Annotated in this window: 24 protein-coding genes; 20 read left to right on the top strand and 4 right to left on the bottom strand. The window is 53.2% G+C overall.

The features are described from left to right. The first annotated feature begins 137 nt into the window (after positions 1–137). From pyrR to holA, 14 genes are all read left to right on the top strand, one after another. Entirely contained in the window at positions 138–731 is a 594-nt protein-coding gene (pyrR, locus tag NFR25_RS04120; RefSeq protein WP_251197981.1) for a bifunctional pyr operon transcriptional regulator/uracil phosphoribosyltransferase PyrR, read from the top strand. Next, positions 724–1,689, top strand: a complete 966-nt coding sequence (locus NFR25_RS04115; protein ID WP_251197980.1) for an aspartate carbamoyltransferase catalytic subunit — start codon at positions 724–726, stop codon at positions 1,687–1,689. Before pyrR ends, NFR25_RS04115 begins: the two co-directional genes overlap by 8 nt. Beyond that, the gene (locus NFR25_RS04110; RefSeq protein ID WP_251197979.1) at positions 1,673–2,968 is read left to right on the top strand and encodes a dihydroorotase; all 1,296 of its coding nucleotides are present in this window, start codon (positions 1,673–1,675) and stop codon (positions 2,966–2,968) included. The genes NFR25_RS04115 and NFR25_RS04110 overlap by 17 nt, the downstream gene beginning before the upstream one ends. 81 nt (positions 2,969–3,049) lie before the next feature. Beyond that, positions 3,050–3,832, top strand: coding sequence for a dihydroorotate dehydrogenase electron transfer subunit (locus tag NFR25_RS04105; RefSeq protein ID WP_251197978.1), 783 nt, complete (start codon positions 3,050–3,052; stop codon positions 3,830–3,832). Next, on the top strand, positions 3,833–4,747 hold the full coding sequence (locus NFR25_RS04100; protein ID WP_251197977.1) for a dihydroorotate dehydrogenase: 915 nt from the start codon (positions 3,833–3,835) through the stop codon (positions 4,745–4,747). Further along, positions 4,741–5,451, top strand: coding sequence for an orotidine-5'-phosphate decarboxylase (gene pyrF / locus NFR25_RS04095; RefSeq protein WP_251197976.1), 711 nt, complete (start codon positions 4,741–4,743; stop codon positions 5,449–5,451). Before NFR25_RS04100 ends, pyrF begins: the two co-directional genes overlap by 7 nt. 4 nt (positions 5,452–5,455) lie before the next feature. Next, positions 5,456–5,938 (top strand): hypothetical protein, encoded by a 483-nt coding sequence (locus NFR25_RS04090; RefSeq protein ID WP_251197975.1) that lies wholly within the window; start codon positions 5,456–5,458, stop codon positions 5,936–5,938. Between the two features lie 279 nt (positions 5,939–6,217). Next, entirely contained in the window at positions 6,218–6,526 is a 309-nt protein-coding gene (gene mihF, locus NFR25_RS04085) for an integration host factor, actinobacterial type (RefSeq protein WP_251197974.1), read from the top strand. 3 nt (positions 6,527–6,529) lie between these two features. Then, entirely contained in the window at positions 6,530–7,093 is a 564-nt protein-coding gene (gene gmk, locus NFR25_RS04080; protein ID WP_251197973.1) for a guanylate kinase, read from the top strand. Between the two features lie 9 nt (positions 7,094–7,102). After that, on the top strand, positions 7,103–7,360 hold the full coding sequence (locus tag NFR25_RS04075; RefSeq protein WP_251197972.1) for a DNA-directed RNA polymerase subunit omega: 258 nt from the start codon (positions 7,103–7,105) through the stop codon (positions 7,358–7,360). 96 nt (positions 7,361–7,456) lie between these two features. After that, the gene (gene thiI, locus NFR25_RS04070) at positions 7,457–8,668 is read left to right on the top strand and encodes a tRNA uracil 4-sulfurtransferase ThiI (RefSeq protein ID WP_251197971.1); all 1,212 of its coding nucleotides are present in this window, start codon (positions 7,457–7,459) and stop codon (positions 8,666–8,668) included. A gap of 120 nt (positions 8,669–8,788) precedes the next feature. Further along, the gene (locus NFR25_RS04065; protein WP_251197970.1) at positions 8,789–9,505 is read left to right on the top strand and encodes a ComEA family DNA-binding protein; all 717 of its coding nucleotides are present in this window, start codon (positions 8,789–8,791) and stop codon (positions 9,503–9,505) included. A 3-nt stretch (positions 9,506–9,508) separates the two neighbouring features. Further along, positions 9,509–11,890, top strand: coding sequence for a ComEC/Rec2 family competence protein (locus tag NFR25_RS04060; RefSeq protein WP_251197969.1), 2,382 nt, complete (start codon positions 9,509–9,511; stop codon positions 11,888–11,890). 17 nt (positions 11,891–11,907) lie between these two features. Further along, on the top strand, positions 11,908–12,873 hold the full coding sequence (holA, locus tag NFR25_RS04055; RefSeq protein WP_251197968.1) for a DNA polymerase III subunit delta: 966 nt from the start codon (positions 11,908–11,910) through the stop codon (positions 12,871–12,873). Between the two features lie 16 nt (positions 12,874–12,889). Here holA and pta read toward each other — a convergent pair whose 3' ends face one another. Next, positions 12,890–13,879, bottom strand: a complete 990-nt coding sequence (gene pta / locus NFR25_RS04050) for a phosphate acetyltransferase (protein ID WP_251197967.1) — start codon at positions 13,877–13,879, stop codon at positions 12,890–12,892. Between the two features lie 138 nt (positions 13,880–14,017). Here pta and NFR25_RS04045 point away from each other — a divergent pair, with 138 nt between their 5' ends. Beyond that, positions 14,018–15,037, top strand: a complete 1,020-nt coding sequence (locus NFR25_RS04045) for a glycosyltransferase family 2 protein (RefSeq protein ID WP_251197966.1) — start codon at positions 14,018–14,020, stop codon at positions 15,035–15,037. Positions 15,038–15,111: 74 nt separating this feature from the next. Here NFR25_RS04045 and dinB read toward each other — a convergent pair whose 3' ends face one another. After that, complete coding sequence (dinB, locus tag NFR25_RS04040) at positions 15,112–16,368, bottom strand: DNA polymerase IV (RefSeq protein WP_338024380.1); 1,257 nt, start codon at positions 16,366–16,368, stop codon at positions 15,112–15,114. Positions 16,369–16,482: 114 nt separating this feature from the next. Here dinB and NFR25_RS04035 point away from each other — a divergent pair, with 114 nt between their 5' ends. After that, complete coding sequence (locus tag NFR25_RS04035) at positions 16,483–17,613, top strand: aminotransferase class I/II-fold pyridoxal phosphate-dependent enzyme (protein ID WP_251197964.1); 1,131 nt, start codon at positions 16,483–16,485, stop codon at positions 17,611–17,613. 213 nt (positions 17,614–17,826) lie between these two features. Here the strand turns inward: NFR25_RS04035 and NFR25_RS04030 are convergent, their stop codons facing one another. Next, entirely contained in the window at positions 17,827–18,699 is an 873-nt protein-coding gene (locus tag NFR25_RS04030) for a DegV family protein (RefSeq protein ID WP_251197963.1), read from the bottom strand. A gap of 187 nt (positions 18,700–18,886) precedes the next feature. Here NFR25_RS04030 and ileS point away from each other — a divergent pair, with 187 nt between their 5' ends. From ileS to NFR25_RS04015, 3 genes are read left to right on the top strand one after another with little or no spacing between them, the layout of a single operon-like run. Further along, positions 18,887–21,709 (top strand): isoleucine--tRNA ligase, encoded by a 2,823-nt coding sequence (gene ileS / locus NFR25_RS04025; RefSeq protein ID WP_251197962.1) that lies wholly within the window; start codon positions 18,887–18,889, stop codon positions 21,707–21,709. Positions 21,710–21,713: 4 nt separating this feature from the next. After that, the gene (lspA, locus tag NFR25_RS04020; RefSeq protein ID WP_251197961.1) at positions 21,714–22,241 is read left to right on the top strand and encodes a signal peptidase II; all 528 of its coding nucleotides are present in this window, start codon (positions 21,714–21,716) and stop codon (positions 22,239–22,241) included. A 14-nt stretch (positions 22,242–22,255) separates the two neighbouring features. Continuing rightward, the gene (locus NFR25_RS04015) at positions 22,256–23,302 is read left to right on the top strand and encodes an RluA family pseudouridine synthase (RefSeq protein WP_251197960.1); all 1,047 of its coding nucleotides are present in this window, start codon (positions 22,256–22,258) and stop codon (positions 23,300–23,302) included. An 8-nt stretch (positions 23,303–23,310) separates the two neighbouring features. On the opposite strand, the gene NFR25_RS04010 is transcribed toward NFR25_RS04015, so the two are convergent. Next, positions 23,311–24,030, bottom strand: coding sequence for a putative ABC transporter permease (locus NFR25_RS04010; protein ID WP_251197959.1), 720 nt, complete (start codon positions 24,028–24,030; stop codon positions 23,311–23,313). A 124-nt stretch (positions 24,031–24,154) separates the two neighbouring features. Between NFR25_RS04010 and coaBC the strand changes: the two genes are divergently transcribed. Next, a complete protein-coding gene (gene coaBC, locus NFR25_RS04005) occupies positions 24,155–25,378 on the top strand; it encodes a bifunctional phosphopantothenoylcysteine decarboxylase/phosphopantothenate--cysteine ligase CoaBC (RefSeq protein WP_251197958.1) in 1,224 nt (407 codons plus the stop codon). Positions 25,379–25,382: the final 4 nt, after the last annotated feature.

The raw sequence follows: 25,382 nt of genomic DNA, 5'->3' as shown, positions 1-25,382 counted from the left end.
ACCGCGCAGGTGCATAGTGCTTTAATGAGAGCAGTCCTTTAATGGCGGTACAGAGAGACCGAGAAGGCAACAACCTATCTTCGTAAGGCATTTTCGTGCCGGTCTTCTGTGCGCACTCGATCATGTTAGGAGTGTGTATGCAACGAAGCGAATCGGATCAGGCATGCGTGATGGACGAGAACGAGATCGATCGTACGCTCGTGCGCATGGCTCATCAGATCCTCGAGCAGAACAAAGGTGGAGAGAACCTTGCGCTCGTAGGGATCCTCACGCGTGGCGATATCCTTGCCCGCAAACTAGCTGAGATAATCTATCAGATCGAAGGGATCCACGTTCCTGTGGGCTCTCTTGACATCAGCCTCTATCGCGATGATACGTGCATCATGAATTTCCCGCAGCTCAGAGGCACCGATATCCTTTTCAATATCGATAATAAGACCATCGTCCTTGTCGATGACGTGCTGTTCACGGGTCGTACCATCCGCGCTGCGCTCGATGCGCTGATGGATTTCGGTAGACCCGCACGCATCCAGTTGGCTATCTTGGTCGATCGCGGTCATCGCGAGCTACCCATCCGTGCGGATTTCGTCGGCAAGAACGTACCTTCTGCCGCAAATGAGAACGTCCGCCTTCATCTGAAGGATGTGGACGGCTACTCGAGCGTTACCATCACGCGCATCAATCCTGGTGAGCGTATCGGTTCCGCTCCGATCGGTGGCGATCATGAATAGAGCAGCGAATAAGAACAAGGTCTTCGACCATAAGGACCTGCTCTCGATCGATGAGCTTTCAGCCGAAGACATCATGACCGTGTTGAATTACGCCAAGATGTTCGAGGAAGTGAACGAACGCACCATCAAGAAGGTTCCAGCCCTGCGCGGCAAGACCGTATGCAATCTGTTCCTCGAGCCTTCAACGCGTACGCGGGGGTCCTTCGAGTTGGCAGAGAAACGCCTTTCCTGCGATACCGTGAACGCTGGCGGATCGGCTTCTTCGACCGTGAAAGGAGAGAGCCTGGTCGACACTATCAAGACCCTGGACTCCATGAAGGTCGATATGTTCATCGTGCGCCACAAGTACGCAGGTACCCCCTATATCGTCTCGCAGCATACCAATGCAGCGGTCATCGACGCGGGCGATGGCAAGCATCAGCATCCTACGCAAGCACTGCTCGACCTCTATACCATCTGGAAGAAGAAAGGGTCCTTCGATGGCCTGAAGGTGGGCATCGTGGGCGATATCGTTCATTCGCGTGTATGTGGCTCGCTCGTGCCTGCGCTGGCAAAATTAGGTGCTGAGGTCACGCTCATCGCGCCAGCGACCATGCTGCCTGCGTGTCCTGAGGTATTGGGTGCGGCGCACGTGACCGCGAACTTGGATGAAGCGCTTCCAGATCTGGACGTAGTCTATATGCTCCGCATCCAGATGGAGCGTCTCGAAGAAGCTCCATTCCCGAGCTTGCGAGAATATCACCTGCTCTATGGGCTTACCAAGGAGCGTGAGCCGCTCATGAAGCAAGACGCGATCATCTGCCATCCAGGTCCGATCAATCGTGGTGTCGAATTGGACAGCTATATGGCCGATGGATCGCATTCGGTCATCACCGATCAGGTCTTCTCGGGTGTCTGCGTACGTATGGCGCTCATCTACCTGTTGCTAGGAGGAGCAAACGATGAAATATCTGCTTAAAGGAGTACGAGCGGTCGATCCTGCTATCGGCTTGGATGTTCAGCGCGATATCGTGATCGAAGATGGCGTTATCGCCCAGGTCGAAGCATCCATCGCGCCAACAGAGGACATGATCGTGCTCGAACGCGAAGGTTGTGTTGCGATACCTGGTCTGGTGGATGTTCATGTGCATCTGCGCGACCCTGGCTTCGAATACAAAGAGGCCATCGAAACGGGAACTGCTGCAGCTGCTCATGGTGGTTTCACGGATATTTGCTCCATGGCGAATACGAATCCTGTTACCGATGAAGCAGCTATCATCGACTACGTGATCGATAAAGCGAATGAGGCAGGCCATTGCACGGTCCATCCGGCCGGTGCATGCACCAAGGGGCTTGCAGGCGAATCTCTGGCAGAGATGGGTGACATGGTCGCTCATGGCGCAGCAGCGTTCACTGATGATGGCCGCGGCATCCAGGATGCGGGCATGATGCGACGTGTGATGGATTATGCCAAGATGTTCGATAAGGTCATCATGAGCCACTGCCAGGATGATGGACTGGTAGGGAAAGGCCAGGTGAATGAAGGCCCCGTCTCTACCAAGCTTGGCCTTGCGGGCTGGCCTGCGGCTGGTGAAGAGGTCCAGATCCAGCGTGATATCGTGCTCTCTGAGCTTACGGGCTGCCCGATCCATATCCAGCATCTCACTACAGCACACGGTCTTGATCTGGTGCGCGATGGCAAAGCGCGTGGCGTGGCGGTCACGTGTGAAGCGACCCCTCATCATCTCGTCTTGTGCGATGAAGACATCACTACCACCTACGATACGAACTTGAAGATGAACCCGCCGCTACGCTCCAAAGCCGACAATGCGGCGCTCATCGAAGCGGTGAAGGACGGCACGGTAGATGTGATCGCGACCGATCATGCGCCGCATGCAGCATTCGAAAAGGAACGGGAATTCGAGCTGGCGCCTTTCGGCATCACGGGTCTTGAGACCTCGCTCGGCATCGTGAACACCTATCTTGTGGAAGCGGGTCATATCGATCTGAACCGCATGGTCGAACTGATGTGCATCAATCCACGTAAGATCTTGCGTATCGAGCAGGTAACGCTCGAGCCTGGTAGTACTGCCGATATCACCGTGTTCGATCCTGCGGCGAAATGGACAGTGGAAGCCGACGGTATGTATTCGAAGTCGCAGAATAGTCCCTTCATCGGGTTCGAGCTTATCGGCAAGCCCACTGATGTGTTCTGCAAGGGCAAGCTCACGCTCGAAGATGGCGTGGTCACTGCTTGATGTTCGGTCGCTCGATCGTACGGGCATGGTCCCGAAAGACCACCTTATAATGGGAACATCGAGTTTCCTGAAGGAGTTCATATGTGCGAAATACTCCAGCGTAGCGGCACGGTAGTGGCGAACCGTAAGCTCGCTGATAATCTTTTCTTGCTCGATATCCAGTCGCGCGAGATAGCTTGTGCGATGGGTCCTGGGCAGTTCATCCATGTGCAGATCCCTGGTATGGATGCGCGCATCTTGCGCCGCCCTTTCTCGGTGTATCAAGTTGATGAAGCTGCAGGCACCATGAGCGTGCTCTACCAAACGGTCGGTGCAGGCACGCAGCATCTCGCAGCGCTCGAAGCACCTTTCTCGGTGGACATCATCGGTCCGGTAGGCAACTGCTGGGAAGTTCCAGAAGGCAACGATAGGCTCTTGCTCGTTGCAGGTGGCGTAGGTGCGGCACCTTTGTTCGTCTATGCGCAACAGTTGGTCGCTGCAGGAAAGCAAGTCGATGTGGTGCTCGGTGCGCAGAATAAGGATGCGCTCGTTGCTCGCGAAGCTTACGAAGAACTGCTGGGAGTCGAACCTTACTGTGCCACCGACGATGGCTCATACGGTTATCACGGATTCTGTACGGGCGTGGTCAGTGAACTGGCCAAGTCGAAGCAGTATGGTCTGGTTGCTTGCTGCGGCCCTGAGCCTATGATGAAGATAGTTTCCGATATCGCGCTCGATTCGAATATCCCCGCGCGGGTTTCGCTCGAGAAGCGCATGGCTTGTGGTATTGGCGCATGTTTGTCGTGCGTGGTCAATACCGTAGATGGATATAAGCGCTCATGCGTGGATGGTCCGATCTTCGATGCAGCGAAGGTGGTGTGGTAAATGGATATCAATACTCAAGTGAACCTCGGCGGTCTGATGATGAAGAATCCGGTCACCACTGCATCGGGCACTTTCGCATCCGGCAAGGAATATGCTCAGTTCTTCGATGTAGGCAAGCTTGGAGCCATCACCACGAAAGGTGTTTCGCTCGATGGTTGGCAAGGCAACGATACTCCGCGCATTGCTGAAACGCCTTCCGGTATGCTCAATTCCATCGGTCTTCAAAATCCTGGTGTCGATGCTTTCGTCAAGAAGGATCTTCCGTGGCTAAAAGAGCAGGACACCAAGGTGATCGTGAATGTTTCAGGCCATAGCGTTGATGAGTATCAGGCAGTTGTCGAGGCGCTCGAAGCGCATGAGGGGATCGATGCCTACGAGATAAACATCTCCTGCCCTAATGTTGATCGTGGCGGTCTTACCTTCGGTACGGATCCTCGGGTGGCGGCCGAGGTGGTCAGTGCGTGTCGTGCGCAGACCAAGCGTCCTATGATCGTGAAGCTCACCCCTAATGTCACCGATATCACCGAGATCGCACGCGCAGTCGAAGCCGCAGGTGCTGATGCGGTTTCGCTCATCAATACGCTGCTCGGTATGGCGATCGATCCTTATAAGCGAAAGCCTATCCTGGCGCGTGTGGTCGGTGGCTTGTCTGGTCCTGCGGTCAAGCCGGTGGCATTACGCATGGTGTGGCAGGTTCATCAGGCCGTGAACATACCCATCTTGGGAATGGGCGGTATCTGCACTGGGCTTGATGCGATAGAATTCATACTTGCCGGCGCAAGCGCAGTGGCGGTGGGTACAGCGAACTTCATGAACCCCCAATCGGCTCTTGAAGTGGTCTCAGGGATCGAGTCGTTCTGCGCCAACCAAGGAGTGAAGGATATCAACGAATTGATCGGAGAGTTGAATTGTTAGATTTCACAGCTATCCCCGAACGCGAGCGTATCATCGTAGCGCTTGACTGCAGTGGGGAAGAGGCGCTTGCCATCGCGCGGTCGCTCCAAGGTAGAGCCGCGTGGTTGAAAGTAGGCATGACGCTCTATTATCAGGAAGGTCCACAGATCATCGCCAAGCTCAAGGATATGGGCTTCAATGTATTCGTCGACCTGAAGTTCCATGACATCCCTTACCAGGTCTACGGTGCGGCCACGAGCGTTGCGCGCGCAGGTGCGGATATGTTCACTCTCCACACCATCGGTGGGTTGGAGATGATGCGCTCGGCGGTGGACGGTCTTATCGAAGCAGGTCGCCCAGACGTCATCACGCTCGGTATCACCGTGCTCACTTCTATGAGCGAAGAAGACTTGGAGCTCACGGGCGTTACGCGTAGTTTGCCAGACCAAGTACGAACGCTCGCTCAGCAAGCTCAGACTGCAGGCCTTACGGGTGTGGTCGCTTCTCCGCAAGAAGCTGCGATGCTTCGCAAAGAATTAGGGCGTGAGGCTTACATCGTCACCCCTGGTGTGCGCCCTGTGGGTGCAAGCTTGGACGATCAAAGCCGCGTTGCTACTCCACGCCAAGCTTTCGATAACGGTGCTTCGCATCTGGTCATCGGTCGCCCTATCACTGCTGCCGCTGATCCTGCTGAAGCTTTCGAATCAATCGTGAAAGGACTCTAGATCTATGGAACGTGCTGAGATCATCGATCTGCTGCAGCGCATGAATGCGCTCCCAGCGGATGTCGATTCTGTTGAACCTGACGCTATCCAGATCGATAGTTTTCGTCTGGTCGAAGACCCGATCGTCACCAATCGCATCGCAGTAGAGGCGCTCCAGCAGCTTCCGCGTGACCATAAGTTCGATGTGGTGCTCGCATCCAACGAGGCATCAAAGCTCTTCGCGTATGCGCTCGCTACAGCTGCTTGGGCACGCTTTGCTTACGCGGACCTTGAGAATGGCGAAGGTCTGGCGAATGGCTACACCATCAAGAAGGGCGAGAACGTGCTCATGGTCGATGTGGTCGTGGATGAAGGCACCTCTTTGGAGGATATGGTCGACATCATCGCTGAGAACAAAGGAAAGAACGCTGGCGCGATCGCACTTGCTGCGATCGGTGATGCAGCTCCGCTTGATGAGCATTTCTACCCTGTTTTGCGCTTTTCGTAAGCGCCTTTTTCTGTTCGGTCTTCGAAGCAGGAAACAGGAGAGATTCTTTCAATAGACTATTGAAGATCGATGACCTTGTTTGAAAAAAATTCTTGATCGTTTCAGATGATATCTTGAAAAACACCTGTTCATGAATTGATTTTTAAAAATGACCGATCAGAATCTTAAATAAAAGTTTATATGGAGTTTTCCTTCATAAAAGCTATACTATTTGTACAGGAATAAGCATGCTTATTCCTGGAATACTGTACGTCTGAATAAGACAAAAGGAGAATCAAGATGCCTGTACCACAGCTTTCCCCAGAAGAGAGGCAAGCAGCTCTCGAAAAGGCGAAGATCGCTCGCGCGAAGCGCGCAGAAGTTCGAGAGAAACTGAAGCAAGGTCAGCTCACGCTCGAGCAAGTTCTTGACATGCGTGACGATCCTATCGTTGGCCGTATGAAGGTTTCTGCACTCATCGAGACCCTTCCTGGTTACGGTAAGACCAAGGCTGAAAAGGCAATGGCAGAACTCGAGATCGCAGAATCCCGTCGTCTGAAGGGTCTGGGCGAGCGCCAGAGGCAAGCACTCATCGAGCGTTTCGCTTAAGTCATGCCCCAAGGAAATCTCTTCGTTGTATCAGGGCCTTCGGGTGCTGGAAAGGGAACGCTCATCTCTCTCCTCACTCAGCGAAACCCTGATATAAAGGTTTCCATTTCTGCGACTACTCGAACTCCGCGTCCGGGCGAAGAAGATGGTGTGGACTACCATTTTCTTTCCGAAGAATCGTTCAAGAACATCCTTGCAGAGGATGGCTTTCTTGAGCATGCGCTCGTACACGGAAAATACTATGGAACGATCAAGCGTTACGTCGATGAAGCTATCGCTCGTGGCGAGCAGGTCATTCTGGAAATTGATGTCCAAGGTGCGCGACAGGTTAAGCAGATAATGCCTGACGCGCATCTTATTTTTATCGAACCTCCTTCGCTCGAGGAATTGGAGCGAAGGCTTCGCGGTCGCAATACGGAGACCGAAGAGCAGATAAATAAGCGTCTCGACACTGCTTTGCTGGAGCTTTCGGCAAAAAAGGAGTATGATGTTCAGCTGGTAAATGAAGATGTCGAAGCTGCTTATGAGCAGCTCGTGGCATATATTGAAAGCTGCAACGATCAATAAAGGATTCTTATGAGTATCATTGAACCGAAAATCGATGTTCTGTTGAACGAAACCGACAACGACCGTTTCTTGCTGTGTGCTGTCGCATCGAAGCGCGCACAGGATATCAACGAGATGATGCGTGGCCAGCGCAATCGCGCGATCCAGCTTCAGACGGCCGTGGATATCGCACGTGCAGCGAATCGTCGTCCTCTTTCTCTCGCTTTCGACGAGATCGCCAGTGGCGATGTCTCATATACTGAAGATTCGATCGAACCACAGAACTAACGATCTTCCTCTTCTAGATCTTGAGCTTGGGTCAGGGCGTTGTGCTTTGCCCAAGCTTTTTCTTTGTCCGCAGTCATTCGCATCCTAAGGAGCACCATGGCACTTCAGCGTGTATGCCTTGTTCATTATCACGAGATCGGCCTCAAGGGTAAGAATCGCGCCCATTTCGAAAAACAGCTCGTTACCAATATCAAGGCAGTATTAGGCGATGCTCCTATTGCGCGTATTCAGCGCATATCGGGTCGCATCTGCTTGTTCGAAGATGTTGAAGCAACATATGAGCAGTCGTGCGAGCTCGTAGACCTGGTCGCTGGTATCCCTGGAGTGGCGCGCGTTTCGTGCGGTTATCGCTGCGAGCAGGATCTTGAAGTGATGTACGATACCGCCATCCAGGCGCTTTCGGATGTTCCGCATTTCGAGACGTTCAAGGTTCAGGCGCGTCGCAATCATACCGATTTCGAGATCGATTCGATGCAGCTCAATCAGCTGGTCGGAGCGGCGCTCTGTCGCGCATTCCAAGATAAGAAAGTGCTGATGAAGAATCCCGATGTTGAAGTCCGCGTCGAGGTGATCCAGGGACACTGCTATATCTATGCGCATAGCGTTGTGGGCGTGGGAGGTTTACCTGTTGGCACTGCAGGCAAGGTAGTGTCGCTCATGTCCTCAGGCATCGATTCGCCAGTGGCTACCTGGCGTATCGCGCGTCGTGGTGCTATTCCTATCGGAGTGCATTTCTCGGGGCGCCCTGAAACGCTCGATACCAGCGAATTCTTGGTCGATGATATCGCTCATGTGCTCGAGCGCACGGGGTGTTTCGCGCGCTTATACATAGCTCCTATCGGTGAATATCAGCGCCGGATCGCTGAAGAGGCTCCAGCATCTCTGCGCATCGTGCTCTATCGTCGTTTCATGTACAGGATCGCTCAGCGTGTAGCGGAATTCGAGGGGGCAAAAGCGCTCGTCACAGGGGAGAGCTTAGGTCAGGTCGCATCGCAGACGCTCGACAACATCCTGTGCACCAATGCAGCGGTCACGCTCCCTGTTCTTCGTCCGCTCATCGGTTCTGACAAGGTCGAGATCATTGAAGAGGCTGAAGCGATCGGCACCTTCGAGATATCCTCTCAAGACGCTCCTGATTGCTGCACGCTCTACATGCCACGCAATCCTGAGACCCATGCGAAATTACCCGTGGTCATGAAGGCGGAAGAAGGGCTTCCGATCGATGCGTGGATCGACGAGGTGATGGATTGCCTTGAGGTACACGACTATCGCTGCCCATCCTATCGGCCGCCCAAGACCGTGGACTAGCGCCCCTCTTCGTGGCTTACCTGCATGCCGGGATGTCAGATTTTCATCAGATCGAGTTCAGATAAAGTTCAAATTTAATTGAGATGAACCTCCTATGCTTTGATGCAAGGAGGTTGTGCCATGTCTTTTGTCGACGATGTCGATAGTCTCAAATCTAAACTGCACCTGCAGGATATTCCGGTCCCGCTCCGTGTTGGCCTTGCTCTTCTTGGCGCAGTACTCCTTTTCGTCCTATTCCAAGGGCTCTGGCAGCTTTGTACTGGCGACACGCACCTCATCGACGGTTCTGCTCAGAGCTCTTGGGAAAATGATCCTGATGATGGCTTGACCATCTCATCTCATGATGAACAGGTTGATGACCAGAATGATGCTGATGCTGATCCGGTGACCATTTCAGTGCACATCGTGGGGGCAGTGAAGAATCCTGGTCTGTATGAAGTTGCTCAAGGGAGCCGCATCCAGGAAGCGGTGGCTGCTGCTGGCGGTATGACCAGCGATGCCGTTGAGGGAAGCGTGAACCTAGCGCGCGTGATCCAGGATGGAGAGCAGATAGTGGTCGCCTCGAAGAATGACGTGACCTCTTCGACATCAGGAAGCGCTTCGAGTGCAAGCGCTGTCAGCACCGCGAACGCTTCGAGTGGCCAGACGTTGGTGAATATCAATACTGCTGATGCTGCTACGCTCACGACGCTCTCTGGTATCGGGGAATCAACCGCACAGAAGATCATCGCTGATCGCGAGAAGAATGGGCCGTTCAAGAGCAAGAAGGACATCATACGCGTTTCTGGTATCGGGGATAAGAAATATGAAGCCATAAAAGACTCGATCACGGTCTAGATCGTGGAGCGTAGACATCAGGAGAAGGCGGTCTTTCACGCAAGTCGTCCATCCATTCCTATACCATGCGCGATTGCCTTGGCTTGCCTGGTGGGCGTAGCTGCAAGCTCGATCTTGGTGGGGGTTGTTGAGCGAGATCAGATAGGGGTCTTGGCGCTAACCTGTCTGTCTGTTGCCCTGATCGCTGCGTTAGGCATCGTGCTTTGGCGCGGCTATTTGGTGTATTGGATAGTGCTGTTCCTCATCGTTGGCGTGGCGCTTGGTGTACTTCAGGTTGCACTGTTCGAGCAGGTTCGTAGTGAAGCTGATGACGCTTCCCAACGCTATAGCTTTACGCTCACGGAAGACTCGAAGTCAACGACATACGGTTCACAGGTTCGTGCGACCATCGACGAGGGCTCCTTTTCAGGCAGGCAGGTGCTCCTATTCCTTTCAGGATCTGACCGCCTCTATGTGGGCGATGTGCTCATAGGGGATGCACAGCTTTCTGTGCCAGAAGATGAATATCTTAGCTATTATGACCAACGTGGTCTTGCCTTTTCGGTGAATCTGAAAGAATACGAACGGCACAGCAATAGCTCGCTCCTTGGGCCGCTCTATAGCCTTCGCTCTCAGCTTTTGGATATCGTTGGTACGGGAACAGAAGAACAGACATTGTTGCGAGCCATCATGCTAGGGGAGAGACGCGACCTTTTTGATGCGAGTTTCTATCGCGATATCAAAGTGGTGGGTCTTGCTCATCTGGTGGCTGTGTCTGGGGCTCATCTGGTCATCGTAACTGGTTTCGTTGCTTTGATCTTAAGGCGACTGCGCCTTCCAGCGAAGGCCATGGTCGCTATCCAGACGCTCTTCTTGCTCCTCTACCTGGTCTTGGTCGGCTTCCCCGTTTCGTGCGTGCGAGCTGCCATCATGAGTGGCGTGACCCTTTTCGCGCTCGTGGTGCGTAGACGCTCTTCCTCTCTCACCGCGCTTGGGATAACAACATTGTTGATGACGGCGTTCGACCCCTCGGTGGTCTATCAGCTTTCGTTCCAGCTTTCTGTGTCATCCACCTTCGGTATCGTTCTATTCATGCCGCTCATCAACGAATGGATCGCTACGATCGCATCTTGGATGCCAACATTCATACGAGAAACTACTGCCATGACCCTTTCTGCGCTCATGTTCTCATTGCCGATAAGTGCAGCGCAATTCTCCACTATTCCTGTTATCTCTCCGATTGCGAACTTGGTCGCAACCCCTTATTTGACCGTGTTGTTGATGATGGGTTTCATAGGCTTGGCTGTTCATTGCTTCGCCCCCTTCGTCATGCAGGTGCTCCAGTGGGCAACGAGCGGGCTCATCTCAGTGATCTCGGTACTTTCTTCACCCCCAGGGGCTTCGGTGCCGGTTTCGACTTCGCTCGAATTCACGCTACCTCTCGCTGCGGCAGGAGGAGTTATCTTGTGGCTGTGGTGGCCCCAGCCAAAACGACCAGCTCAAGCCTGGCAAGAGCAAGGATGTAGGGGCAAAGGACGCAGAATGCGAAGATGCTTCGCGATCATTGCTGGATGCTTGCTGCTGCTTGTCGTGGTCGTAGGGGTGCGAGCTGCCCCATCAGGGGATCGGATCGTCATGCTCAATGTAGGGCAGGGCGATAGTTTCGCTTTGATGAGCGAAGGGAAGACGGTATTGGTCGACACGGGCAACGACCCAACGATGCTCTATGCCGCGCTGGCGCGCAATCATATCTCTCAGCTTGACGCGGTGATCATAACGCATCCCGATGACGACCATTGCGGTTGTCTGACGGATCTGGTCGGCGTAGTAGCGGTGAAGCAGGTCGTGATAGCTGAAGGGCTCGATGATGTTGAAGATAAGAAGACCGCGAACTTCCTTGCGGACGCGCATAAGGTCGTTGGCGATGATGGGGTCATCGAGGTGAATACGGGAGATCAGATCAGGTTCGGTCATTTCTTGCTCGATATCGTTGCCCCCAAGACCGTTACGCATGATGGCGGCAATGAGGACAGCATTTGCTTCTATGCCAGGCTCGATTGCGATCAGGATGGTGCAGAGGATTGGTCTGCTTTCTTTTGCGGTGATGCGGAAGCAGAAGTGCTTGAGGATCTTGGGAGCGACGGTTTGCTCGAGCCGGTCGATATCTATAAGGTCGGTCATCATGGTTCTCGCAAGGCTCTCGATGATGAAGTGGCTGCTATCCTGCATCCGAAGGTCTCGCTCATTGGGGTGGGAAAGAATTCATATGGGCATCCTACCCAAGAAACTCTCGATAGGTTGATGGCGGTAGGTTCTCAATATTATCGATCGGATCTTTGTGGTGATGTGACCTGCTGCTTTGATGTTGATACGCTCGAGCTTTCTACGGAGCGGCACGAAGGGTAGTGCGTTACAATATCCTTATGGCGACAAAGAACGAAAACCAACTGCTCCCTGTCTATCTCATCAGCGGCGAAGATGAGCTCAAGCGCGAGACCGTGATCAAACGGTTGCGCAAGCGCGTTGCTAGTTTTGGTGAACTTTCGTTCAACTCGGACGTGTTCAATGGGGAAAAGGCTACTGGCGAAGAGATCGTAGCTGCCGCCAACACCTTGCCATTTGCGAGCGAGGTCCGCCTCGTGCAGGTGGATAATGTCGAGAAGCTTCGCAAAGCAGATATGGAGCTGATCGTTTCTTATTTGGCGCAGCCTTCGCAGACCACCGTCTTGGCCCTAGTGGCGCAGAAGCTCGCTAAGAATTCGCGACTCTATAAAGCGGTCGGAGCTTTTGGCAAGACCGCGTATATCGACTGCGCTCCGTTTCAGACGAAGGATCTGAATGCCGCAGTACGTTCCATGGCCATCACCCATGGCGTCACCTTCACGGAAGGCGCCGCTGCATCGCTCATCGACCTGGTGGGGACCAATACCGTCTCGCTCGATAACGAGATCAAGAAGCTCGCACTCGCTCATCGTGGCGATGATCCGGTCAATCAGAATGAGGTCATCGCGTTGGTGGCGCATACGGCAGAGATCAAGCCTTGGGAATTCCTCGATGCGTTCGGTATGAAGAATCTTTCACGCTGCATCTATCTTTATAACCGTATGGAGAAGACCTCTCCTTATCAGTTGATCGCGCTTTGTGTTTCACGTGTGCGCGATCTTATCAGCGTGAAGGCATTGAACGCACGCGGCGGGGTGGATGTGGCCAGTGTGATGAAGATGCCTCCATGGCGTCTTAAGACTTTGAACAAGCAGGCTCAGCGTTGGAGGATGGGTCAATTGATCGCAGCGCTGAAAAAAGCCCAAGGATCCGAACGCGCCATGAAGAGCGGTACGGACCCTCGGGCTGAATACCTTGATTGGCTCATAACCGTGCTTGGAAACTGATCCAAGCACTTCGCATTTACATTGTCTGTGCTTGAACGCAGGTGATAGCGATAACGCCGACCACGTCTTCGGCAGAACAACCACGAGACAGATCGTTCACCGGAGCAGCGAGACCCTGGAGAACAGGACCATATGCCTTGGCATTGCCCAAGCGCTGGACCAGCTTGTATCCGATGTTCGCAGCATCCAGGTCGGGGAATATGAGCACGTTAGCCTTGCCAGCAACCTGAGAGTTCGGAGCCTTGGAAGCGCCCAGTTCAGGGACGATCGCGGCATCGAGCTGAAGTTCGCCGTCAGCGATGATGTCAGGATAATTCTCGCGGATGTACTCTACTGCTTTCACGACCTTGTCAGCGTCATCGTTCTTCGCACTGCCATGAGAAGAGTGGGAGAGCAGTGCGATGCGCGGCTCTCCGCCGATGAGACGCTTGAAGGACTTGTCGGTCTGGTTCGCGATGTGTGCGAGCTTTTCGCTGGTCGGCTGGATCTCAAGAGCGCAGTCAGCGAAGAGGAACAGACCATTCTCGCCCAGATCGATATTAGGGGTGTCCATGATGAAGAAGGAGCTGACCATGGGTTCACCCGGTGCGGTCTTGATGATCTTCAGTGAAGGCGAAAGGATCTTCACGGTAGCGTGGCAAGCGCCACCGACCAGGCCATCTGCCAGACCGCTCTTGATCATCAGCACAGCGAAATGGATCGGGTCCTTCACAAGCTCCTGAGCCTCTTCGGGGGTCATGCCTTTGGCTTTGCGCAGTTCGTAGAGCAGCTCAGCGAATTCACCCGCTTTATCGGACTTCAAAGGATCGATGATGGTCGCACCGTCCAGGTTGTAACCCTTTGATGCGATCTCTGCTTCATCGCCGATGATGATGAGGTTTGCGATGTCTTGCGCAAGGACTTCCTGCGCTGCCTCGAGAATGCGCTCGTCGTTGCCTTCGGGCAAGACGATGGTCTTCTTGTCGGCCTTAGCGCGCTCGATCAGGGAGTCAATGAACGAAGCCATAAATGATCCTTTCGTAAGTTTTTCTGATTGAATCATGATAGCAACCGATACCATGCGATTTGAGATAATAATGGACACTCGGTAGAATTAACCGTATCAAAGTAGGATTCCGTAAGGACGAACTGAGAAAGTTCTTAGATGAAGATAATCACCTTTGCTGTTCCGTGTTTCAACTCGGCAGACTATATGGAAAAGTGCGTGTATTCTCTGTTGCCGCTCGGTGACGATATCGAGATCGTGCTGGTGGATGATGGGTCCACGAAAGATGATACGGCCGAGATCTGCGACCGCTTGGTCGCTGAGCATCCGGGGGTCATTCGCGCGATCCATCAGGAGAATGCAGGTCATGGCGGCGCGGTGAATGCCGGCCTTGAAGCCGCTGAAGGTCTGTATTTCAAAGTGGTCGATTCTGACGATTGGCTCGATGACGAAGCCATGGCCACTATCATGGCATTCATTTGTTCGCAACGATCGGTCGCTGAGCCGGTCGATCTGGTCATCTCGAATTACGTGTATGAAAAGGTGTACGAAGGCAAGAGCATTTCGATGGGGTATCGCAATGTGTTCCCTGAAAATGAGGTGTTCACATGGGACGACATCGGCCACTTCCACCTGTCGCAGTATCTGCTCATGCATTCGGTCATCTACCGTACTGAGCTCCTGCGCAATATCGGGCTCAAGTTGCCTCATCACTGCTTCTATGTTGACAATATCTTCGTCTATGTACCGCTCGCTCAAGTCAAGAGCATGGTGTATTTCGATGTTGATGCATACCGCTACTTCATCGGGCGTGAAGACCAGTCGGTCAATGAAAAGGTCATGTTGTCGCGCATCGATCAGCAGTTACGCATCACGAAGGTGATGATCGATGCGGTCGATCTTGATACGATCGAGAACAAGAAGCTGCAGCATTATCTCTACAACTATCTTTCGATGATGATGTGCATCTGTACGGTGTTCTTGCGTATGGAAGACACGCCAGAAAACGAACGTAAGCGTAGAGAGATCTGGGAATATCTGCGTGAAGCCAATCCTCATTCTTACAAGCAGCTGCGCAAGACCTTCTTGAACATGACCACGAATCTGCCTACTGCGCTCGGCCGTCATGTTGCACTACGTGGTTATCGCGTTGCGCAGCGTATCTTCAAGTTCAACTAAGGGGTTGTTCCGCAAGCAAAAGGCTTGGGGACGGGTTCAATTTTGTCCGGGACAAAATGGGGACAGGTTCAATTTTATCGATCCAGATAGTCGCCAGGATTCTTGGATGAACTATTGGTAGTTTGCTTGAGCGAGGTGAATTCGTGGCCGAATTGGAGGGATCTTTCTCCGAACTTGTCTGCGATCAGATCGCGCGCATCGAGCAGTGCTGCTTTCTTCTCGGGTTCTGTGAGAAGGGGAGAGGTAGGCTGTTGCTCATCGACCAGACCGAAGAGCTGTTCTTGGACCGCCTCTGGATCGAATCCGCTCACACCCACACCCACAAGACGCACTAACACGCCTGGGCTCCAGATCTCGTCGAGCATGTCGTAGAGCTGCGGAAGCCAGACCAGCTCATTGGTGCCTAGGTTGGCGATCTTGCGCTGGCAGGTACGGATCTTCAGATTCTCGTAGCGGATCTTCAGATGGAGCGTTGTTCCTTCAAGCCCTTTCTTGCGGAGACGGCGACCGACCTTGTGAGCCATAGTTGCGATAAGGGCTTCGATATCGTGACGCGTATCAACACTTTCAGCCACGCTGATCTCGTTGGATACCGACTTCACGGGCTCGGGCTCATCGCGCAATGCGCTGTCGATGCCGAGCGCTCGATTGCGCATCATGGTGGCGTTCTTGCCGAAGACCTTCTTCAGGACAGCCTGGTCTGCTTCGGCGACCTCTTGCAAGGTGCGAATGCCGTATTCTTTCAGCTGCTTTTGCGCTACAGGGCCGATGCCGCTCATTACCTTGGTAGGCAGCGGGAAGAGAAATTCGCGCTCATGACCAGGGTATACAACAGTAAGTCCATGAGGCTTGTCTTGATCTGAAGCTATCTTGCTCACGGGCTTTGAAGTCCCAAGCCCGATGGAGCAGGTCACTCCAAGAGCATCGATGTCGCACTGTATTTGCTGAGCAACGATCACGGGATGCGTGCGGTTCACGCGTGTAGGGCTGACGTCAAGGAATGCTTCATCGATGCTCACTTGTATAAGATGAGGCGAATATCCAAGGAGGATCTCCATGACCTTCTGCGACATCTCCTTATAGCGGTCATGTCGGCCGTGCGTCCAGATGGCATCGGGGCATAGGCGGGCTGCCGTGCTCGAGGGCATGGCTGAATGCACGCCGAACTTGCGCGCTTCGTATGATGCCGTGGAAACCACGCCTCGTTTGGTTGGGTCTCCACCTACGATAACAGGCTTGCCTCGCCAGTCGGGATGATCGAGCTGCTCGACCGATGCGAAGAACGCATCAAGGTCAACGAGCAGGATCGCAGGCCCGTTCCACTCGGGCAATGCTTCTTGATCTGTCGACGAAAAATTTCCCATAAAGTCAGTCTAGCATGCTCGAAAGATTCAGGATTTGTGTTAGGGTATATGTCCCGCATTCAAGATAAGAGAGTTTGGTGCATGCCAAGTTTTAACGTTTTGACAGATGCTCTAAGGGGCAATGATCGCGCTTCGAACGAAGACGCGACGCTTCCTTATGACATTCGTGCCGAGATCGACTGGCTCGATTTCTCATGCACAGCAAATCCTCTCGGTACGCCTGAGCGCATCAAGAACGCTATCGCGAATGCCATCGCTGAAGGCGCTATGACCTTCACTCCCGATCAAGCTGGGGTCCACCTGAGCAATAACCTCGCACGCTATTACGAGATCTCTCCTGAGTGCTTTTTGGTAGGTACGAGCCCATCGGCGCTCATCGCTGATATCGCGCAAGCCTATCGTCCTTGTAACGTTGGTATCCCAACTCCTGCGCCGACCGAATATTATTTGGCAGTGGCTAACGTGGGGCACAATCCCGTGAAGCTGCTGAATTCGTATTCGCTCTCTGCTGTTGAACCGCAAGTTGCGATTCAGAACGGTGTGCGCTTCGAAGCTGCTGTGCTCGGCAATCCAAGCTTTCCTTGCGCGCGCCTGCTCACTGAACGTACGCTCGAGCGTTACGTCGAACACTGCAATTGGGTGATCATCGACGAGAGCAGCATCACGCTCACCATGGGTGGAGACTCTTACACGTCATTCGCTTACAAGCATGAGAATGTGCTGGTGATCCGCAATCTTTCCGAAGAGCTCGGTATGCCTGGTATTCCAGTGAGCTATGCCATCGGTCATCCAGAGACCATCAAGCTCATTCGCCAATTCTGTGACGGAACCTCTATCGGCATGTTCCATGAGATCGTAGCGCGCGAGCTTCCGAATCTTTCCGATTATCAGGACCGTACCAACGAATTGATCGACAAAGAGATCCCTTGGGTCCAGTGCATGCTCAGTCTTATCCCGGGAATTCGCGTATTTCCCTCTGAGGCGAATTTCGTCATGTGTGCTCTTGAAGAGCGTTCAGCGCGCGATTTTGGCATCACTGATGCGTCTGATCTGGTCGTTCGTCTTCAGACTGCTGGTTTTGCCCTGCGTGACCTTACAGGCATCCCAGGAATCGAGGCGAATCGTTATTTCCTCGTGTGCATCCGCTCTCATGAAGAGAACGAAAAGCTCATCTCTACGTTGCGTAACATCATCGTCGAGCGTCCCTATTAACAACTTCTGCGCAAGCAGCAGGGATCTAGGGGCGGAGTCGTAGAGCTACTCCGAGTACCAACTAAAAGACAAAAGAAACCCCACGAGAGCCCTTTCGTGTATGGATGCATGAGGCTGTGCAGCTTGTGAGCTCGAAAGGCGAGCAGCGAAATGGGCAAGTCCGAAACCTCGCCTGCGTTATCGTTGCAAGTTGCGGGATGCACCCGCGACCGGTCATCGATGCGAACCCAGGAAGAAGAGAGCGAGCGTACCAGGGCCTGAATGGGCGCCGATCACTGGGTCAACGTAATTGATGATGAACTCTTGCGGTCCATATTCTTTTTCGATCATCTCTTTGAGCGTAAGCGCGTCATCGAAGCAATCGCCATGCGAAATAGCGAGCACCTGGTCAGAGAGGGGAGAGAGATGTGTCTCCTTCAAATGGTCGAAGAGGTGCTGGATGCTCTTCTTGCGTCCACGGGTCTTCTCGACCGGGATCAAGCGACCTTCATCGTCCACATGCAAGACGGGTTTGATGTTCAGAAGACTGCCTGCGAAAGCAGCAGTGCGCGAGACGCGGCCACCGCGATAGAGGAACATAAGATCGTCCACCGTGAACCAATGGCACATGTGCAGCAGATTGTCGCGCACCCATTGAGCGGTCTGGTCAAGGCTCTTGCCATCTTGCTGCATCTTGGCAGCGTAGTAGACGAGTAAGCCTTCACCGAGCGATGCGGCTAAGGTGTCGATAGCGACGAAGTTGCGTCCTGGATATTCCTTGACCAGCTCATTGCCCATCAATTCGATGGCTTGGAACGTACCTGAAAGCGCGCTCGAGAATCCTAGGTAGAGCACGTCTTCTCCTGCAGCGAAAATAGCTTCGAGCTCCTTCTTCGCATCATCGAGATTTGGCAGTGAAGTAGTGAAGACCTTCCCATCACGCATCTGCGTGTAAAACTGCTGCAGGTCGGTGACCTGGCCCTTCAAATAGCTTTGGTGTTGTTGGTCATCGACCATGAAGATGAGCGGGAAGACCGTAAGATCCAGTTCATTGATGATAACTTCGGGAAGATTGCAGCATGAATCGGTGACAACCTTGAAAGCCATAGGAAACCCCTTCTGTTCCGCAAAACGATGCGCAGCAAGACCACCGTGTGGCAATACCCTTCGTTTCGCCATGTTATCTCGCCTAATACATGAACCATTATAGTAGTTTTGTGCAGGGATACGCGTTATAATCAGATGGTTTATCTCACGAAGAATCATGTACGAAAAATTGTAGAAAGGTCATGTCGTGACAAACAGTTACAAAGACACCATGAATCTGCCCGAAACCGACTTTCCGATGCGCGGCAATCTTCCTAAGAATGAGCCGAAGCGTCTTGAGTTTTGGAACGACATTGACATTTACCATAAGGTGCTCGAAAAGAACAAGGATGGGCGTCCGTTCGTCCTGCACGATGGCCCCCCTTATGCCAATGGTCCTATCCATCTTGGTCATGCCTTCAATAAGATCTTGAAGGATTTCGTGGTGAAATCTCATGCTCAGCGTGGCTATTTCACGCCGTATGTTCCTGGTTGGGACTGCCATGGTCAGCCGATCGAGCATATGGTCGAGGTAACGCTCGGACCCGAGAAGATGGCAAAGATCGACCAGCCTACGTTGCGTCGCTTGTGCCGTGAATGGGCCGAGAAGTACGTGAACATCCAGCGCGAAGGCTTCAAGCGCTTAGGCGTGAACGCTGACTGGGATCATCCGTATCTCACTTTCACTCACGATTACGAAGCGGGCAATGTCGAGATCTTCAAGGATATGTATCTGAATGGTTCGGTCTATCGCGGCCGCAAGCCCATCCACTGGTGCAAGCATTGCCACACGGCGCTCGCTGAAGCAGAGATCGAATATAGCGATGAGGTCTCACCTTCGATCTTCGTGAACTTCAAGCTCGATACCGTACCTCCCGCTTTCGAAGCGGCAGGGGTGAGCGATCCGGCTTATGTGCTTATTTGGACCACCACACCTTGGACACTGCCAGCTAATGCTGCAGTATGTTTGGCTCCCGAAGCTGACTATGTGATGGTGCGCACTCCTGAATTCACCACCATCTTGGCTTATGACCTGCTTGAAGACGTTGCCCAGACTGCTGGCTGGGAAAGCTACGAGCTCGTGCGCGATGCGAGCGGTGAAGTTGTTACCGTAAAGGGCAAGGATCTTTGCGGTATCACCTATACCTGTCCGATCCGTCAGGACCTCAAGGGCATGATCATCTACGGCGATCATGTCACGCTCGATTCTGGTACGGGCGCGGTCCATACTGCTCCTGGACATGGCCAGGAAGACTACTTGGTGGGTCTTGAGTTCGGTATCCCCATCCTCATGCCGGTGGACGACAACGGCGTGCTCACCGATGAAGCTGGTCCTTTTGCAGGTCTCGATGTCGATGAAGCGAATCCGAAGATCATCGAGTGGCTCAAAGAACAGGGCGTGCTCGTCGCGCATGTCGACATCACGCATAGTTATCCTCATTGCTGGCGTTGTCATCAGCCGGTCATCTTCCGCGCCACCGATCAATGGTTCGTGTCGATGGATAAGAACGACCTGCGCAAAGACGCCTTGAAGGCCATTGATGAAGACGTTCAGTGGGTGCCTGAATGGGCGAAGAATCGCATCGGTTCGATGGTGGCTGATCGCCCCGACTGGTGCATCTCGCGTCAGCGTTCTTGGGGTGTGCCGATCCCGGTGTTCAAGTGTGCGAAGTGCGGAAACACGGTAGCAACGGCAGAGACATTCGATGCGGTCATCAAGCTCTTCGAAGAGAAGGGTTCTGATGCGTGGTTCACTGAAAGCCCGGCTGAATACTTGCCAGCGGGCACTGCTTGCGAAGTCTGTGGCTGCACCGAGCTCATCCCTGAATCTGACATCTTGGATGTGTGGTGGGAAAGCGGCGTGTCGCATACTTCGGTATGCAAGAAGCGCCCAGGCCTGCACTTCCCAGCTGATATGTATCTGGAAGGCTCTGACCAGCATCGAGGCTGGTTCCAGTCTTCGCTGCTCACTTCCATTGGTGCCTATGATAAGGCTCCGTACAAGTCGGTCATGCATTGCGGCTTCACGGTGGACGAGAATGGCCACAAGATGTCCAAGTCGCTCGGTAACGGTATCGATCCAGCCGAGGTCATGGATAAGTACGGCGCTGATGTATTGCGTCTGTGGGTCGCGAGCGTGGATTATTCGCAGGATGTGAGCATCTCTGAAGAGATCTTGAAGCGCACGTCTGATACGTATCGTCGTTTCCGCAATACGTTCCGTTTCTTGCTCGGCGTTCTGAATGATTTTTCCAACGATGACGCAGTGGTCGAGTGGGATCAACTCGAACCGCTCGATCAGTGGGCGCTCGTGCGCCTTGCTCGTTTGCTCGAAGAAGTGAACGAGGCATATGATAACTACAAGTTCCACCACGTCTATCGCCTTATCTACGATTATGTGGTGGGTGATCTTTCTGCGGTCTATCTCGATGCGCTCAAGGATCGTCTTTATTCTGATGCGCCCGATGCACGTAGTCGCCGAAGTGCGCAGACCGTCATCTCGAACATCCTCGAGGTGCTCGTGCGTTTGCTCACGCCCATCATGAGCTTCACGACCGAAGAGGTCTGGCAGGACTATCCTGAAGGGCTGAAGACCGACAAGCGCCCCATCAGCGTTCAACTTGCTGGCTGGCCTGAACGTGGAGACTTCTTGCCGCTCATTCCTGAAGGCGAGGATCAGCGTATCGCTGAGCGCTTTGCGACCGTGCTCGAATTCCGTGATGAGGTGACCAAAGCGCTCGAGGAAAAGCGTGAAGCGAAGGAGATCACCAAGAGTCAGAAAGCCTTCATCTCTGCTACGGTCCCACAGGCTATGTATGATGTGCTCACTGATTTCGATCCAGCGTTCTTCGAGGAATTGCTCATCGTCAGCGGGGTTAAGTTGACGCGCGGTGATGAACTGAAGATCGATGTGAGCCTTTCTGATCTTGATAAGTGCCCGCGTTGCTGGAATTTCCGCGTATTGGGTACCGATCCAAAGCATCCCGATGTGTGCGAGCGTTGCGCCATCGCGCTCGATGCGGTGGAGTAGGCTGTTGTCACACGACAAAGACGAACCGAAGACCCGTCGAGCACTACGAAATCGCATCGCATTTTGCGTGATCGTGGTGCTGTGGGTCTTTTTCGATCGCGTAACGAAGATCTGGTTCGAGGGACGGCCTGCGGGTGCGTCTGCTATCGATGTGGGCGGTATCGTCGAGTTGAAGCTTGCGCATAACTTCGGCGCTGCTTGGAGCTCCTTCTCGGGCATGACCATGGGGCTCATCGTAGTCACGTTCATCTTGTGCATCGTGATCGTAACGTATGCCCTTATGGTGTCAAAGGCGGCTTCGATGCTGGAAATGGTGGGTTTAGCGCTCGTGTTCGCGGGTGGCGTAGGCAACCTGATCGACCGCATGGTGAACGGGTATGTGATCGATTTCATCTCGCCGCTGTTCATTGATTTCCCCACATTCAACATCGCAGATACGGGGATCACCTGCGGTATCGTATGCGTGATCATAGCGCTTGGTAGGCGCTATCTTTCAGCGAGCAAGCAAGCGAAGACGAACGAGGAAGCGTAAGGGAAGGAGCGTTCATGGCGCGGAGTTTATCGAATACGGTCAGCGATCTGTATGAGGGCATGCGTCTGGACTCGTACCTGTTCGAGGCGGGGCTTTACCCCACGCGTAGCAAAGCGGTGAAGCAGATCGAAGCGGGTAAGGTCTTTCTGAATGGTAAGGAGCCAACGAAGAAGTCGCTGGTCAGCGCTGGTGATCATATCGTCTATGAAGAGCTGATCGAAGACGATCGTATCTATGTAGCACCTGAGCCCATTCCGCTCGAGGTGTTCTATGAAGATGATGACCTGCTCGTTATCAACAAACAACCAGGCCTTATCTGTCATCCTTCGCCCGGACATGATTCAGGGACGCTCTCCAATGCGCTCGTGCACCATTATGGCCGTGAGAATCTAGCTCATATCCAAGGTGACGATCGTCCAGGTATCGTGCATCGTCTGGATGGTGATACTAGCGGACTTATGCTCTGCGCGAAGAATGACGAAGTGGGACTCATCTTGCAGGACGAGATCCGTTGCCGCAATGTGGATCGTAAGTACCTGTGTTTGGTGCATGGTAATATCGCAAGCGATACAGGGCTTATCGATGCGCCGATCTTTCGAAGTGACAAGAATCGTTTGCGCATGCAGGTTTCCGACAAACCACAGGCGCGTTCTTCTGTGACCACTTTCAATGTGCTCGAGCGCTTTTCAGCAGGTCAGAAGGACAATGGCTTTACGCTGATCGAGTGCAAGCTCTATTCGGGGCGAACCCATCAGATCCGCGTTCATATGGAATATATCAAACACTGGGTGGTGGGCGACCAAACCTATGGAACTCCAGGTAAGAGCGATAACTTGGGGCTCACGCGTCAATTCTTGCATTCGTATTTCATCGATTTCCAGCATCCGCGCATCGATGACGAACTCAGCTTCATGGCACCGCTGCCTGACGACCTGGTCGAAGCACTTGCCAAGCTCGATGATAGACGCATTGGATTGACCGAGCGCGGTAGGGAAGTACTGATCGATTACCAAGAGAACTGCGGCATCACCAACGAGATCGAGACCTTCACGCGCGTTTAAGTGCGCCCTTAGGATTTGCCCCCAACTTCGCTTGACACGGTCATGTTATGGAAGCGTTCATGCATCCATTCATCGGGGAACCATTCATCAAGATAGATGTCGATGATGGTCGCTGGAGGGATGTTCTCCGCGCGTTGTCCTTCACGATGAAGGGCTAGTATGGTCATCACGATATTGAGCGTCATGAACACGATCATTGCTGCCGATACGATTCGAACGATGATGTTCTTGAAGTTGATGCGTTTGAAGATAGCCTTGATCCACGGCATGATGATGCGTACCCACACCAAACCGAGCGTCCCCCACATCACACCGAACAGGAAATTGGTGCGTCCATCGATGGAGCCGAATGTATTGGAGTAATCCCAGGCGATAGCATGGAAGAAACTCTCCATCATCAGGCTTGCGAGGTATTCCATAGTGGAACCGAGCAGCATCGCTATGAGGAAGATGATGATGTTGTGCGTGTAATAGAACCGATTCAGGAAGAGCGTCAGCACTACCGCACCTACGCCATAGATGGAGGAAAACGGGCCCCAAACCAGGCCAGCGCGGCTTTCCCATTCATGGTAGACGATCAGATGGAATACATCTTCGATGATCAGGCCTAAGAAGCAACCGACTACGAAGATCCAGAAGAGCTTCACGAAGGTCAGATTCAGATAGCGCGGCGACACCATCGATGAGACAGCATGAGTTACTTGCTTTACGGGATGCTGCTCTTCCATGTCGCCTCCTTTACCCTTCGTCAAGCCGATAACGGCTGGTGATGATGGATTGTTTTGACCGATCGCACACGCGGTGCATCTTTGTCATACAATAACAAAGATGCAACGGAACAAGGAGAAGAATATGACTTCCGAACAACAGAAAACCGTCCTCGTTGGTATCAGCGGATGCATCGCTGCTTACAAGGCTGCTGAGATAGTTCGAGGACTGCAGAAAGCGGGCGTGCGCGTGAAGGTTGTCATGACCGATCATGCGACTCATTTCGTCGATCCGCTCACGTTCCGCGCGCTCACCAATGAACCTGTCGGTCTGGGGCTCTTCGATGATCCGCAGGACCCCATCCATCATATTTCTTTGGCTCAGGAGGCTGACCTGTTCCTGATCGCTCCTTGCACAGCGAACGTCATGGCGAAGGTTGCTCATGGCATCGCTGATGACCTGCTCACTACTACTGCGCTTGCTACTACAGCTCCAGTGATGATCGCTCCAGCGATGAATGTTCATATGTATAAGAACCCCATCACTCAGGACAATATCGCACGTTTGAAGAGCTTTGGTCTTGAATTCATCGAACCAGATGCTGGCTATTTGGCATGTGGGGAAGTGGGGCAAGGGCGCTTGCCTGAACCAGAAGATATCGTTGCGGCGGTGTTGCAAAAGCTTGAGGGTGCGAAGACCAGTAGTGATAGCCTTGGACGTGATCTAGCGGGAAAGCGGATCATGGTCACTGCGGGTCCTACGGTCGAAGCGATCGATCCAGTGCGCTACATCACCAATCGTTCTTCGGGCAAGTTCGGCTACGCCATCGCCGAAGCAGCAGCTCGTCGTGGCGCGCAGGTAACGCTCGTTTCGGGACCGGTAGCGCTCGCAGCTCCGCAGGGCGTTGAGGTCATTTCTGTTGAATCGGCGCGTGAGATGCTCGAAGCCGCTAAGCCTGTCTTCGAAGGGTGCGATGTGGGTATCTTCTCGGCAGCGGTGGCAGATGTGCGTCCTGCCCAGCAGCTTGATAAGAAGCTCAAGAAGGGCATCAATGATGCAGAGTTGCAGAATATCGCCCTTGTCGAGAATCCAGATGTGCTCGCAACGCTCGGTAATGCGAAACAGGGTCAGTTGGTGGTCGGCTTTGCCGCCGAGACCAATGACGTGCTCGATAATGCCCGCAAGAAGCTTACGAAGAAGAATGCAGACATGATCGTTGCGAATGAAGTGGGAAGCGAAAAGGTCTTCGGTAAGGACGACGATGAGGTTTGGCTTGTGACTGCCTCGGGCGAAGAGCATCTACCTTCTACCTCCAAGCGCGAACTTGCTGATATGATCCTCGACAAGATCGTTTCGATGGGAGCTTAGGCCT

Source organism: Anaerotardibacter muris (assembly GCF_943192915.1).
GTDB lineage: Bacteria > Actinomycetota > Coriobacteriia > Coriobacteriales > Eggerthellaceae > Anaerotardibacter > Anaerotardibacter muris.
Note: the sequence above shows the minus strand (reverse complement) of the source record. Positions and strands in the feature narration are given on the sequence as shown.

Coding starts and splice junctions, on each gene's coding strand:
- pyrR (WP_251197981.1), top strand. CDS start 138: ATGCAACGAAGCGAATCGGATCAGGCATGCGTGATGGACGAGAACGAG.
- NFR25_RS04115 (WP_251197980.1), top strand. CDS start 724: ATGAATAGAGCAGCGAATAAGAACAAGGTCTTCGACCATAAGGACCTG.
- NFR25_RS04110 (WP_251197979.1), top strand. CDS start 1,673: ATGAAATATCTGCTTAAAGGAGTACGAGCGGTCGATCCTGCTATCGGC.
- NFR25_RS04105 (WP_251197978.1), top strand. CDS start 3,050: ATGTGCGAAATACTCCAGCGTAGCGGCACGGTAGTGGCGAACCGTAAG.
- NFR25_RS04100 (WP_251197977.1), top strand. CDS start 3,833: ATGGATATCAATACTCAAGTGAACCTCGGCGGTCTGATGATGAAGAAT.
- NFR25_RS04090 (WP_251197975.1), top strand. CDS start 5,456: ATGGAACGTGCTGAGATCATCGATCTGCTGCAGCGCATGAATGCGCTC.
- mihF (WP_251197974.1), top strand. CDS start 6,218: ATGCCTGTACCACAGCTTTCCCCAGAAGAGAGGCAAGCAGCTCTCGAA.
- gmk (WP_251197973.1), top strand. CDS start 6,530: ATGCCCCAAGGAAATCTCTTCGTTGTATCAGGGCCTTCGGGTGCTGGA.
- NFR25_RS04075 (WP_251197972.1), top strand. CDS start 7,103: ATGAGTATCATTGAACCGAAAATCGATGTTCTGTTGAACGAAACCGAC.
- thiI (WP_251197971.1), top strand. CDS start 7,457: ATGGCACTTCAGCGTGTATGCCTTGTTCATTATCACGAGATCGGCCTC.
- NFR25_RS04065 (WP_251197970.1), top strand. CDS start 8,789: ATGTCTTTTGTCGACGATGTCGATAGTCTCAAATCTAAACTGCACCTG.
- holA (WP_251197968.1), top strand. CDS start 11,908: ATGGCGACAAAGAACGAAAACCAACTGCTCCCTGTCTATCTCATCAGC.
- pta (WP_251197967.1), bottom strand. CDS start 13,879: ATGGCTTCGTTCATTGACTCCCTGATCGAGCGCGCTAAGGCCGACAAG.
- NFR25_RS04045 (WP_251197966.1), top strand. CDS start 14,018: ATGAAGATAATCACCTTTGCTGTTCCGTGTTTCAACTCGGCAGACTAT.
- NFR25_RS04035 (WP_251197964.1), top strand. CDS start 16,483: ATGCCAAGTTTTAACGTTTTGACAGATGCTCTAAGGGGCAATGATCGC.
- NFR25_RS04030 (WP_251197963.1), bottom strand. CDS start 18,699: ATGGCTTTCAAGGTTGTCACCGATTCATGCTGCAATCTTCCCGAAGTT.
- NFR25_RS04015 (WP_251197960.1), top strand. CDS start 22,256: ATGGCGCGGAGTTTATCGAATACGGTCAGCGATCTGTATGAGGGCATG.
- NFR25_RS04010 (WP_251197959.1), bottom strand. CDS start 24,030: ATGGAAGAGCAGCATCCCGTAAAGCAAGTAACTCATGCTGTCTCATCG.
- coaBC (WP_251197958.1), top strand. CDS start 24,155: ATGACTTCCGAACAACAGAAAACCGTCCTCGTTGGTATCAGCGGATGC.